6 protein-coding genes are annotated in these 12627 nt (G+C 67.2%); 5 read left to right on the top strand and 1 reads right to left on the bottom strand.

Going from position 1 to position 12627, the window contains the following annotated elements; all coding sequences use genetic code 11:
- Positions 1–14: 14 nt before the first annotated feature.
- The gene (locus E1261_RS36970; protein WP_202875363.1) at positions 15–3677 is read right to left on the bottom strand and encodes an NPCBM/NEW2 domain-containing protein; all 3663 of its coding nucleotides are present in this window, start codon (positions 3675–3677) and stop codon (positions 15–17) included.
- Positions 3678–3824: 147 nt separating this feature from the next.
- Between E1261_RS36970 and E1261_RS36965 the strand changes: the two genes are divergently transcribed.
- From E1261_RS36965 to E1261_RS36945, 5 genes are all read left to right on the top strand, one after another.
- The gene (locus E1261_RS36965) at positions 3825–5183 is read left to right on the top strand and encodes an alpha/beta hydrolase family protein (RefSeq protein ID WP_238176661.1); all 1359 of its coding nucleotides are present in this window, start codon (positions 3825–3827) and stop codon (positions 5181–5183) included.
- A gap of 78 nt (positions 5184–5261) precedes the next feature.
- Entirely contained in the window at positions 5262–6305 is a 1044-nt protein-coding gene (locus tag E1261_RS36960) for an alpha/beta hydrolase (protein WP_132414395.1), read from the top strand.
- A 129-nt stretch (positions 6306–6434) separates the two neighbouring features.
- Entirely contained in the window at positions 6435–9206 is a 2772-nt protein-coding gene (topA, locus tag E1261_RS36955; protein ID WP_132414394.1) for a type I DNA topoisomerase, read from the top strand.
- A 14-nt stretch (positions 9207–9220) separates the two neighbouring features.
- On the top strand, positions 9221–9652 hold the full coding sequence (locus tag E1261_RS36950; RefSeq protein WP_132414393.1) for a Fur family transcriptional regulator: 432 nt from the start codon (positions 9221–9223) through the stop codon (positions 9650–9652).
- A gap of 67 nt (positions 9653–9719) precedes the next feature.
- Entirely contained in the window at positions 9720–12470 is a 2751-nt protein-coding gene (locus E1261_RS36945) for a glycoside hydrolase family 2 TIM barrel-domain containing protein (protein ID WP_238176660.1), read from the top strand.
- Positions 12471–12627 lie beyond the last annotated feature (157 nt).

Genomic DNA, 12627 nt, shown 5'->3' with positions numbered 1-12627 from the left:
CCCTCACCTGGTTTCTACGGGGTGCAGGTGAGTTTGGCTTCGGCCCAGTTGGCGTGGTCGCTGGTTATGCCGTCGCCGCCGTCGGTTACTTGGAGGGTGAGGGTTTGGGCGCCGGTGACGTCTACCGACATGGACGCTGTGGGGGAGGTGCCGGTGAGCAGGTCTGAGGTTTGTTTGGCTACACCGTCGGTGAGGACTTTGAAGGAGACTTTGCCTCGGTCTTCCATTTCGTCGTCGATGCCTACCTTGGCGGTGAAGGTTTGGCAGTTGCCGCCTAGGCGGACGCTGACCAGGGAGGGGGCGTGGGTGCCTAGGCCCTTGGCGTAGGTGACGCCGTTGAGGGTCAAGGTGGCTCCGTCGCCGGGGGCGTCTTCGCCGTTGCTGCGGTCGCGTTCTACTGGGCCCCAGCCGTTGGTGGCGTCGAGGAACTCGAGGTCGCTCACCCACTGCTCGCCGCGCGGGGCCGGGGGCAACGGTTTGTTCGCTATGGTGGCTGCGAAGAAGCCGAGTCCGCCGCCGGGCAGTTTGATGGCCTGCACGGTTTTGCCGGCGTCGAGCGGTACGGCGGTGTAGAAGACCCGGTAGTCCGTGGTGGTGTTCGCCAACCCGGTCGGGGTGTAGCGGCCCTTCGTTGAGACGGCGAGTTTCGCGCCGCCGGTGGTTGGGTCCTGGCAACACCAGTTGGGTAGCTGGAATGTGCCCTTGGACTGCGTGCCGTCGGTGTAGAGGATCGTCACCGCACCACGAGCGTTCAGACTGGCCCCGGCACCGAGCAGTGCCAGGTGCGAACCAGTACCCGACACCAGGATCGGCGCCGACTGGTTCTTCACCAGGTTCGGCGTACCAGGCGCACCGGTCGGCCAGGTGAACTGCGCATCCTGAACCGTGACGGTCGCTCCCGGCTTGTACCCGGCCGCAGCCAGCGCCTCACCGTTGAAGCTGTTCGCCGATCCATCGAAGTTGCCCTTAGCAAACGTCGTCGCGTCGCTGATCCCGACCGTGTTCGCAGCCTGTGACAGCGACCCGTACGGCAGCTGTGCAGTAGCAACAGCAGACCGGGAATAACTCTTGCCCTCAGCAACATACGAAGCCGCAAGCGACAACGTGAAGCTAGCAGGCTGTACGTCGGCGCCCGGAGTGACCTGGAGCTTCGTGGTCACCGTCTGCCCCGCACGCACCGACGCGAACGCCGACTCACCAGCAGAGGTCCATCCAGCCGGCAGCTGCAGATCCAGCTTCACGTTGCGCACCGTCGAACCGGTGTCGTTGCGGAAGCTGGCCGTCACCTCAGTGGCCTGCCCAGGAGCGTTCCACAAAGCCGGTGCGCCGAGCTCCGGCGTACCGAACGTGTTGGCGACGTCCGGACCACCAACCGACGAGGTGCCGAGCAGACGGACCGTGGACGTCCGCGAGGTGGGGACAGAGGCCGTCTGCACGTTCACAATGCCGTCCTTGTAGGTCCACTTGGCCGGACGGCCGTCGATCAGTACGGCGTGTGGCGCCGAGCCCGTGTGCACAGTCAGCTCGTAAGGCCGTGCAGAAGGCTTACCGGCGTACGAGCCGTTCAGCGCACCGATCCGGACCGTCACATCACCGCGGCCTTCGGCAGGTGCGTCGACGGCGAACTCCTGCTGTGCCGACTGCTTGGCACGTGTCACCCGGTCGTCCTCGAACAGCTTGAACGACGACTTGCCCTGCGGGTAGATGTCCACCGTGAGGCGGTCGCCGAAACCCTGCTCGGCCGCCGCGTTGATCCCCGGCTTCCACATCGGTACGACGGCGCCCGCCTTCACGAACAGCGGCAGCGTGTCGAGTGCGGCGTGGTACCCGTTGACCGTCGTCGGCCCCTGGTAGACGCGTCCGCTCCAGTAGTCGACCCAGCGTCCCTCCGGCAGGTAGATGCCGCTCTTCACCTCGTCCGCACCCCACATCGGGGCGACCAGGAACTCCTTACCAGCAAGGAACTCGTACTTGGTCGTGTCATCCCAGGTGCGAGGGTCGTTCGGGTACTCCAGCACCAGCGACCGGTTGAGCGGAGCGCCGGTCCGGTGCGCCTCGGCGGCGTACGTGTAGAAGTACGGCAGCAGCCGCTCACGCAGCTTCAGGTACTTGCGGTTGATATCCGTGTACGGCGCTCCGTACGCCCACGGCTGCTTGATCGCCGGCGTGGCCCACCCGGACATCGTCATGAACGCCGGGTTGAACACCTTCCACTGCAGATCACGCACGTACGACGTCGCCGAGCCACCGAAGATGCCGTCGACATCACCCGCGCTGTAAGCGATACCGGAGTTGCCGGAGCCGGCGATGGCCGGGATCTGCCACTTGATCGCGTCCAGCGAACCACTGTGGTCGCCGGTCCACTGCACAGCACACCGCTGCGCGCCGGCCCAGCCCTCAACCATCCAGGCGTAGCCACGGGCGCTGCTGTGCTGCTCAATACCGTCATGTGCGGTGTCACAGGCGCTCAGTGCATGCCGGTAGCCCGGACCGACCCAGGCGACGTCCAGCTTGCGCACGCGTACTCCGGCCTCGCCGACCTCGGCCGGCTGGCGGTCGAGTGAGGACTGCGTCCACAGGCCCATCTCGATGTTCCGCTTGCGCAGCTCGTCACCGGTCTGCTTGAGCGGTGCGATGTCGCGCTTACCCCAGTAGGTGCCGTCGACCTTCTCGAACTCGGTGTTGTCGGAGTAGCCGCAGCCGTAGTCGTCGTTGACGAGCATCCAGCCGCCGGGCATGTCCTCGTCCCGGAACCGCTGTGCCACCTTCACCGCGTCCAGAGTGGTGACCTTGTCCGGGTGCACCTTCCAGTCGTTGCTCGGGTCCGGGTCCTTCGCGTAGTGACCGCGGTTGTAGCAGTCGGAGTCGCCGTACTCGAGTCCGTAGATCGGCGGCATGAACGGCCGGCCGGTGAGCTCGGTGTAGCGGTCCAGCGAGGTCTTGAGGTCGCCGATGAAGTAGTACGCATCAAAGCGCTTCTCGTCGTGCGCCACCGCGACCGGGCTGCCGAAGCTGTAGCTGCCGGGACTGAACGTGTTCCGGAGTACGCCGTACCCCGCTGTGCTCATGTAGTACGGCGACGCGTTCGGGTTGCCGCCGTCCTCCCAGTTGAAGTCCCGGGAGATCCTGATGGTCTCGTCGCGGTGCGAGAAGCGGCCGTTCTGCATGCCGCCGCCGAAGAACTGCTCGTTCGCACCCCGGGCCAGTGACTGGGTGGTGGACGTGTCGGTCCAGGACAGCGGTGCGGCCTCCGCCCAGACCAGTCGGTCGCCGCGGTAGACGCTGAACTTCAGCGGCTTCTTCTGGGCCCGGACCTCGATCTTCCCGGTCGTCAGCGCGTAGTACCCGCCGCGGTCCCGCCACGAGGTGCGAGGGCTGCCGTAGTCGGTCTTGGTGACGATCGTCGACGCCGGGTCGTCCGGGTTCTCCGGTGGCGTACTCGCGGGGTCGGTGAAGGTTCCGTCCGGTGCCAGCCACAGCCGGAACACGTCGTCCTTCAGGAACACGACCCGCACCTTCGCAGTCCCGGCACTGAGCGTGTACGTCGCTCTGGCGCCTGAGGTCCCAGGAGTGAATCCGGTGATGTCACCGAGAGTGGTGCCGGCGGCCTGCGCCGGGGTGGTCGTGCTCACAAGAGCGCCCGCAAGGAGCGCAACTGCGACTACTGAACGTTTCATGCGAACAAAGATGCTCACAAGGCCTCACTTCACGCAGCTATGAACAAGATGCGCTCATTGAAGCTCACCGCGTCCGTCTTGTCATCACGTCGGCCGTCATGAAGTTGAGACGCGGTCTCCATCACAGGGTGAAAACAGGCGGTGACGATGAGTCGCATGGTGAACTTCGGTCACAGCAGTCACATCCGTCACACCCCCAGATACGCGGTGGGCCGACGGGGGCTGCTCGCGGGCGGGCTCGCCGCCGGGCTCGGGCTCGCCCTCCCGGCCGTCGCGCACGCTGCGCCGCTCGACCCGGATCGCGCCGTACGGGCGAATGGCGATCCCAACTTCCATCCGGTGAAGTTCCGCCTTCCGGAGCCGAGCGGCCGGAAGCGGCTGGGGACGACCTCGCTGCACCTGATCGACGACAAGCGGCCGGACCCGACCATGCCCAGCGGCAAGCGCGAGCTGATGATCAGCCTCTGGTACCCGTCGACCTCGCTGGTGGACGATCTGCCGCTGGCGAAGTACATGCCGAAGCGGACCGCGACCGAGGTCGACGACAACTGGACCGGTGAGTACGGGCTGGCCCTGCCGACCGGGACGTTCGACTTCGCGAACACCGAGACCTACAGCCGCCTGAACGCGCCGATGCGGAAGATGCGGCACCCGGTCCTGCTGTTCTCGCCCGGCTACCAGTACAGCCGATTCGTGAACACGGCGCTCGCCGAGGAACTGGCCAGCCGTGGGTACGTCGTGGTCGCGATGGACCACACGCACGAGACGCCGACCGAGTTCCCGGGCGGGCGGTTCCTGCCCGGCGTACCGGCCACGCAGCTCCCCGATCCGCTCTTCACCCGCCAGTACGTCGAGCGCCGGGTCGCCGACGCGCGGTTCGTCCTCGACCAGCTCACCGAGCTCGCCGCCGGCCGCAATCCGGCTGCCGAGGGGACCGAGCTTCCGTCGGGTCTCGGGATCGGCCTGGACCTGCGTCGGGTCGGCATGTTCGGGGTCGGTCTCGGTGGCTACGCGACCGCCGCCGCGATGCGCGCGGACAAGCGGATCCTGACCGGTCTGAACCTGGATGGCACCCTCCAGGACGACCGCCGCAAGGGCCCGCCGGCCGAGGTCGCATTGAAGGGGACCAAGCAGCCGCTGCTGCTCTTCGGCTCGGACGAGACCCAGTTCACCGACCCGAAGAAGGACTACTTCGACCTGTCCTGGGCGACCTTCTGGTCGGTCCAGAAAGGCGGCAAGCTCAACCTGAACCTGGCCGGCGCCAAGCAGAAGGCATTCACCGACTACCAGTTCGTCTTCGACCAGGTCTTCCGGGAGATCTACGGCGACGACCCGATCATCACGTCGGTGATGACGGCATTGGTCGGCAAGGTCGAGCCGGCCCAGAGCGTGCGAGCGCAACGCAGGTACATCGCGGCGTACTTCGACACCACCCTGCGCCGGCGACCGGACTCGTTGCTGACCCAGAACTCACCGGAGTTCCCGGAAGTGCAAATTCGGTGGTGAAACCTACGACCGTGGGGTGAACCCGGTTCCGGCCGCGGTCTGATTCGCGGGCATCCGATCACGGGTTGGCTGGTTCGCATGATCAGTCGACGCCTGTTTGTCGGTGCGCTGGGCGCCATCGCCATCCCAGCTAGTAAGACAAGTACGCCGTACCGGGTGGAACTGCCCGCACCGACCGGGCCGCATGCCATCGGCAGCAAAGAGCTGCACCTGGTGGACCATGGTCGTCCGGACCCGTGGCGGTCCGGTCCACGCGAGCTGATGGTGAGCCTCTGGTTCCCCACGCTCGCCCTGTCCGGTCCCAGGACGCCGTACGCCGGTAGTGCGGTCGCGCCCGCGTTGGCCACCGAGATGGCCGGCTACCTCAAGTTGAGTGGCGACACCGTCGACCTGGCCGGCAGCTCGACGCATGCGCGCCGGAACGCGCCAGTCGATCGCACCAGGCGCGTTGTGATGTATTCGCCGGCGTCGGCTACGTCACGTGTCATCGGGACGAACCAGGCCGAGGATCTCGCCAGCCACGGCTACCTGGTCGTCACCGTCGACCACACCGGCGAGGCGCCGGTCGAGTTCCCTGGCGGGCGGGTGGTGATGCCGTGTATACCCTGGGAGGACCCGGTCGCGGTTCGGACGGCGACAGACACGCGGGTTGCCGACATCCAATTCGTTCTGGATCGGCTGCGGGTGTCTCGGGCCGGAATGTTCGGGTACTCGATGGGTGGCGCAGCGGCCGCTTCGGCGATGCTGGTCGATCGGCGGATCCGGGCCGGCGTCAACCTCGACGGTGGCATGTACGACGGTGATCAGCCGAGCGAAGTGGCCCGCAAGGGACTCGACCGGCCGTTCCTTTTGTTCGGGGCCGGCGGGCATTCCCGGGCCACGGATCCGAGCTGGGAAGCCTTCTGGACGGCGCAGCGTTCCTGGAAACGGGAGGTGCTGATGCCGGACGGTGGACACGGGTCGCTGGGTGACTATCAGTTCACACTCCCGGCCCTTGCCCGGAGGTACGGCGTACCCTCGATTGACTTGGAGCCGCTGGTCGGGACGGTTGATCCGGCGGTCGCGGTGGCTCGGGTGCGACGCGCGGTAAGAGGGGTTTTCGGATACTTTCTGAAACCCTGAGAGGGGTGTCCGGCGGCGGACCGGTTACGGTGCGTGGACAAACACGGGAAGTAAAAAGGTTGTCGACGGCCGTACTGTGTCCTCGAACGGACTGGCACGGGGGAACACAACGGGTGCGAGAGGAGCACGGTGGCAGGGGCAACAGGGACCAAAGCCGCGGCGGCGGGATCGTCGTCGGGCGGTGGACGACGTCTGGTGATCGTCGAGTCGCCGAAGAAGGCGCGGATGATCGCGGGCTTCCTGGGCGCCGGGTACGTGGTGGAGTCGAGTTTCGGCCACATCCGCGACCTGCCGAAGGGCGCCGACGAGATCCCGGCCAAGTACAAGGGACTGCCCTGGGCCCGGCTCGGCGTGAACATCGAGGACCACTTCGACCCGCTGTACGTCGTACCGGCCGACAAGAAGGCCCAGATCCGCAAGCTGAAGGATCTGCTCAAGGACGCCGACGAACTCTTCCTCGCCACCGATGAGGACCGCGAGGGCGAGGCCATCGCGTGGCACCTGCTCGACGAGCTGAAGCCGAAGGTCCCGGTCAAGCGGATGGTCTTCCACGAGATCACCCCGAAGGCGATCCAGGACGCGGTCGGCGCGGCCCGGGACATCAACGAGTCGCTGGTCGACGCCCAGGAGGCACGCCGGATCCTGGACCGGCTGTACGGCTACGAGGTCTCGCCGGTGCTGTGGAAGAAGGTCATGCCGAAGCTGTCGGCGGGCCGCGTGCAGTCGGTCGCGATCCGGATGGTGGTCGACCGTGAGCGCGATCGGATCGCGTTCCGGACGGCGTCGTACTGGGATCTGGACGCCAAGCTCGACGCGGGCGAGGGCAAGTCGCCGCGGATCTTCCCGTCCCGGCTCGTCTCGGTGGACAGCCGGCGGGTCGCCCAGGGGCGGGACTTCGCCTCCACGGGTGAGCTGAAGAGCGGTAACACGGTCCACCTGGACGAGTCGACCGCCACCGCGCTGGCCGCGGCGCTGCGGGACTCCACGTTCAAGGTCCGTTCGATCGAGTCGAAGCCGTACACGCGCAAGCCGTACGCGCCGTTCCGGACCACGACGCTGCAGCAGGAGGCCGGGCGCAAGCTCAACATGTCCGCCTCGCAGACGATGCAGATCGCGCAGCGGCTCTACGAGAACGGCAACATCACCTATATGCGTACCGACAGCGTCACGCTGTCGGACACCGCCATCACCGCGGCCAGGGCGCAGGTCCGCGAGCTGTACGGCGCGTCGTACCTGCCGGACAAGCCGCGGGTCTACACGTCCAAGGTGAAGAACGCGCAGGAGGCCCACGAGGCGATCCGGCCGGCCGGTGAGACCTTCCAGACCCCGGCCCAGACAGGGCTGTCCGGCCCGGAGTACCGGCTGTACGAGCTGATCTGGATGCGCACGATCGCATCCCAGATGAAGGACGCGGCCGGGAACAGCGTCTCGATCAAGATCGACGCCAAGGCCTCGACGGGGGAGAACTGCGAGTTCACTTCGTCCGGCCGGGTGATCACCTTCCACGGCTTCCTGAAGGCGTACGTCGAGGGCGCGGACGACCCGTCCGCCGAGACCGACGACCGCGAGACGCAGATCCCGGACGTGTCCGAGGGTGACGTGCTGCCGGCCGAAGAGGTGTTCGCCTCCGGTCACGAGACGAAGCCGCCGGCCCGCTTCACCGAGGCCACGCTGATCGCGCAGCTGGAAGAGCGCGAGATCGGCCGGCCGTCGACGTACGCGTCGATCCTGGGCACGATCCAGGCCCGCGGCTACGTGTACAAGAAGGGTACGGCGCTGGTGCCGGCCTGGCTGGCGTTCGCCGTGGTGCGGCTGCTCGAGCAGCACTTCACGCGGCTCGTCGACTACGCCTTCACCGCGTCGATGGAGGACATCCTCGATGAAGTTGCCTCAGGCAACCTTCAGCGCGAGGGCGTGCTCGGTAACTTCTACTTCGGCGACGGCGACACCGAGGGGCTGCAGTCGATGGTCACCGATCTCGGTGACATCGACGCCCGCGAGATGTCGACGTTCCCGGTCGGCGGTGACGACAGCGGTGTGGTCGTCCGGGTCGGGCGCTACGGGCCGTACGTCGAGGACAAGGACGAGCGGCGCGCGAACGTGCCGGAGGACCTGCCGCCGGACGAGCTGACCGTCGAGAAGGCCCAGGAGCTGCTGGAGCAGCCGTCCGGGGTCGAGATCGAGCTCGGCGACGCGCCGGACACCGGGCTGAAGGTGGTCGCGAAGGCGGGCCGCTTCGGTCCGTACGTGACCGAGGTGCTGCCGGAGGACGCGCCCAAGGGCGCCAAGCCGCGGACCGGGTCGTTGCTGAAGTCGATGCAGCTGGACAGCATCGGGCTCGACGACGCGATGAAGCTGCTGTCGCTGCCGCGGGTGGTCGGCAAGGACCCGGAGAGCGGTGACGAGATCACCGCGCAGAACGGGCGCTACGGGCCGTACCTGAAGAAGGGCACGGACTCGCGGTCGCTCACCTCCGAGGACCAGATGTTCGAGATCACCCTCGAGGAAGCGCTGAAGATCTACTCCGAGCCGAAGCAGCGTGGCCGGCGAGCAGCCGCACCGCCGCTGAAGGAGCTCGGCGCGGACCCGGCGTCGGGTGAGCCGATCGTGGTGAAGGAGGGCCGCTTCGGTCCGTACGTCACCGACGGGGAGACCAACGCGACGCTCCGCAAGGACGACGATGTCGAGACGATCTCATTGCTGCGGGCGGCCGAGCTGCTGGCCGACAAGCGGGCCCGTGGACCGGTGAAGAAGAAGGCGCCCGCGAAGAAGGCTCCGGCCAAGAAGACGGCCGCGAAGAAGACCACAGCTGCGAAGAAGACCGCCGCCAAGAAGACGGCAGCCAAGAAGGCCCCGGCGAAGAAGACCGCGGCCAAGAAGACGGCCGCGAAGAAGTCCTAGAGGGGGCTGACCGCGTGACGAGTGCAGTCGAAGTCAGTGCGCAGCGGTTGCGGGATCGGGGTGAGCGGGTGACCCCGGCCCGCCTCGCGGTGGTCGAGGTGCTCGCCGGGACCGAGGAGCACCTGAGCGCCGAGCAGATCGGCGAGCGGGCAGAGGCGCTTCGGCCCGGGATCCACCGGGCCACGGTCTACCGGGCGCTCGACGCGCTCGGCGAGTTCGGGCTCGTCACGCACGTCCACCTCGGACGGGCCGGTACGACGTACCACCTGGCCGGTGATCTCGCCCCGCGGCACCTGCACCTGCGCTGCTCGGACTGCGGGACCGTGTACGACGCTCCGGGCGACATCCTGGAGTCCGCCCGGAAGAAGGTGCTCCGGGAGCTCGGGTTCCATCTCGCGCCGGAGCAGGTCGCCCTGGTCGGCGTGTGCAAGGAGTGCCGACCCTGATTCACCCTGTCCACATTTGTTGACGAGTGTGGATTTGTGCGCAGGTATGGGCTTAGGCTCATGACCTGTGACCTATGTCGAGGACTTTGCCCCCGGTGAGAACGTGCTGCCGCCGCGCGCCTGGCTGGATGACGACGCCGCGCGCGTCGCGCTGAGCGGGGACTGGAGCTTCCGGCTCTCGCCGAGTGTGGCGGACGCGCCGGACGACCTGAAGGACCCGGACACGTCCGGCTGGGACACCCTCGCGGTGCCCGGGCACTGGCAGTTGAGCGGGTACGGCGCTCCGGCGTACACGAACATCGTCTACCCGTTCCCGCTGGAACCGCCGTACGTGCCGACCGACAACCCGACCGGCGACTACGTGCGGACTGTCGCCGTACCGGCTTCGTTCGCGGGCTCGCGGATCGTGCTGCGGTTCGAGGGCGTCGACTCGCGGTTCGCGGTCTGGGCGAACGGGTCGTTCGTCGGCTGGTCGTCGGGTTCGCGGTTGCCGAGCGAGTTCGACCTGACTTCGCTGGTGACTCCGGGGTCCGACGCGCAGATCGCTGTCCGGGTGCATCAGTGGTCGGCCGGCTCGTACGTCGAGGACCAGGACATGTGGTGGCTGTCCGGGATCTTCCGTGAGGTCAACCTGCTGGCGCTGCGGCCGGGTGCTGCTTCCGACGTCTTTGTGCATTCCTCGTACGCCGATGGGGTCGGGACGCTGCGCGTGGACGCCGACGTGGCCGGGGTTGTCGACGTACCGGAGCTTGGTCTTTCTTTTGCGACTGGTGACTCGGTGACTGCTCCCGTGGAGCCGTGGAGTGCCGAGAGCCCGCGCCTGTACGACGGCGTGCTGCGGACCGACGGTGGTGAGGTTCGGCTGCGGATCGGGTTCCGGACGATCGCGATCGTCGACGGCGTGTTCACGGTGAACGGGAACCGGGTGCTGTTCAACGGCGTGAACCGGCACGAGTTCCACCCCGAACGTGGACGCACATTGACTGAACAGGACATGCTTGACGATGTATTGATCATGAAGCGGGCAGGAATGAATGCTGTCCGCACGAGTCATTACCCGCCGCATCCGTACTTCCTGTCGCTGTGTGACGAGTACGGGCTGTATGTGGTGGACGAGTGCGATCTGGAGACGCACGGGTTCGGGTACGAACCGCAGCCGCCGAACCTGCCGAACCCGGTGATGGACCCGCGCTGGCGCGACGACCTGGTCACCCGGATGCAGCGGATGGTCCAGCGCGACAAGAACCACCCGTCGATCGTGATCTGGTCGCTCGGCAACGAGTGCGGGATGGGCGAGAACCTCAAGGCGATGTACGACGCCGCGAAGGCGATCGACCCGTCGCGGCCGGTGCACTACGAGCGCGACACCGAGGCCGAGTTCGTCGACATCTACTCGCGGATGTACACCGACCCGGCCGGGTGCGCGGAGATCGGCGCGGACACTTCGAAGTACCGGAACCTGCCGTTCATCCTGTGTGAGTACGGGCACGCGATGGGCAACGGGCCGGGTGGGCTGCTCGACTACCGCGAGGTGTTCGAGAAGTACCCGCGCTGCCAGGGTGGATTCATCTGGGAGTTCATCGACCACGGCCTGCGGACGACGATCGACGGCCGCGAGGTCTACGCGTACGGCGGCGACTTCGGCGAGACCATCCACGACGGCAACTTCGTCTGCGACGGGTTGCTGTTCCCCGACCGGACGCCGTCACCGGGCATGCTCGAGTTCAGCAAGGTGATCGAGCCGCTCCGAATCGTTGCCGACGGCAAGGGTGGCGTCACGGTCACCAACCACTACGAGGTCCTCGACACCTCCCACCTCACCTTCCGCGTGGTGGTCGAGGTCGAGGGCTCGCAGGTGTCGTCGGAGGTGCTCACGGTTCCGCCGATCGCGCCCGGTGAGACTGTGTCGCTCGAGCTCCCGTACGACGGTTCGCAGCCCGAAACGTGGGCGACGATCTCGGCCGAGCTGGGGGCGTCTACTGCCTGGGCGGATGCCGGTCACCGCATCGCCTGGGGCCAGGTCCGCCTCGACGAGCCGGTGGCGGCGGTTGCAGCTGCTGGTTCGCCTGCAGAGGTGAGCGCCGACGTACAGGGCATCAGCTTCGGTACGGTCTCCAGCGCTCGGATTGAGGTCTGGCGGGCGCCGATCGACAACGACGCGCAGCCTGGTGTCGCCGACGCTTGGCGCGAGGAGGGGCTGCACCGCGTGCAGCACCGGGTTGTTTCAGCCGGTGAGCGCGATGGTGCTTGGGAGGTTGTCACCCGTACGGCGCCGCCCGCGTTGCAGTGGGGTTTGCGCAGCACCTGGCGGTTCGTTGCCGTCGACGGTGGCGTGCAGCTCGAGCTGAACGTGGTGCCGGAGGGGCTGTTCCCGGAGGTGTTGCCGCGGCTGGGCATCACCTTCGAGGTACCGAAGGTGGACCGCGTCGAGTGGTTCGGCACCGGCCCGAACGAGGCGTACGTCGACACCCAAGAAGCCGCCGCGGTTGGCAAGTACACGTCCACGGTCGCCGACCTCCAGACGCCGTACGTCCGCCCCCAGGAGAACGGCCACCGCATCGACACCCGCTGGGCCACCCTCGACACCCTCCGAATCGATGCCGTAGGCACCCTCTTCGGCCTCACCGTCCGCGACTGGACCACCCAGGACCTCGAAACCGCCACCCACACCGCCGACCTAACCCCCCGCGACCGCACCTTCGTCACCCTCGACCTAGCCCAAACCGGCGTAGGCACAGCCGCCTGCGGCCCAGCCCTCCCCAACCGCGACAAACTCCACACCGCCCCAGCCACCCTGGTGCTCCGCTTCACCCAGTAGCACCGTGCAGAACAACTGGTAATAGGAGTGCCGCAACCGCCCGCCTGAGGCTCGCCCAGGCGGGCGGTCCACGTTATCGGTCGCCGAACGCCGCCCATCAACAGTCCTTACGTACGCCGCGGCCAGCCGCCGACGGCCGGCCCCCACTCCCCGGCGC

It is taken from the genome of Kribbella albertanoniae (genome assembly GCF_004348455.1).
GTDB classification, from domain to species: Bacteria; Actinomycetota; Actinomycetes; order Propionibacteriales; family Kribbellaceae; genus Kribbella; species Kribbella albertanoniae.
Note: the sequence above shows the minus strand (reverse complement) of the source record. Positions and strands in the feature narration are given on the sequence as shown.

Coding starts and splice junctions, on each gene's coding strand:
- E1261_RS36960 (WP_132414395.1), top strand. CDS start 5,262: ATGATCAGTCGACGCCTGTTTGTCGGTGCGCTGGGCGCCATCGCCATC.
- E1261_RS36965 (WP_238176661.1), top strand. CDS start 3,825: ATGAGTCGCATGGTGAACTTCGGTCACAGCAGTCACATCCGTCACACC.
- E1261_RS36970 (WP_202875363.1), bottom strand. CDS start 3,677: ATGAAACGTTCAGTAGTCGCAGTTGCGCTCCTTGCGGGCGCTCTTGTG.